Here is a 510-nt window from a genome sequence, read left to right as displayed (position 1 = left end):
TTATATTGGGTAGCGCAAGGAATAGGGGCTTTTATGGTTTTTAAGGGGGTAAAATATTCTTACAAAGTTGGTAAAGGTGCTTTAAGTATGGTTGGGTTTTTTTGGACGAACAACAAACCATTGAATCAAAAAGATATTTTTTTACAAAGTGAGGATAAAGAAAAAGTTGTAGGGATAATACCAATAAAATCAAGTAATAAACTAAATATTAAATTTAATAATCTAAATGGTGATGATAGCGCACATCAAAGAATTATCAGTAGCGAATTTACCAATAATATTCCATATTTTTTGAGAAGTGATGGCAACAAATTTGCTCGAGACAATAATTTGCCCATATTTTATTATAAAAATATGGGCAAATATGCAAAGGAATTTTATGACTTAATAACATATAGTGGCTATGATGGGAAATATCTTTATTACAGATATAATTTAAATAGCATAAATACACAAGCGCAAATTTCAAAGTTTGAATATAAAATATTTGACTATGATTTAAATATACCC

The 510-nt window shown here is 27.6% G+C and carries 1 protein-coding gene; it reads left to right on the top strand.

Going from position 1 to position 510, the window contains the following annotated elements:
* On the top strand, nt 1-510 hold a 510-nt coding region (locus ACWIX0_RS14130), incomplete at both ends, for a hypothetical protein (protein ID WP_454174607.1).

This window comes from Helicobacter sp. T3_23-1059 (assembly GCF_053654515.1).
The sequence above is the reverse complement of the archived record's forward strand: the minus strand, read 5'-3'. Positions and strand labels throughout refer to the sequence as shown.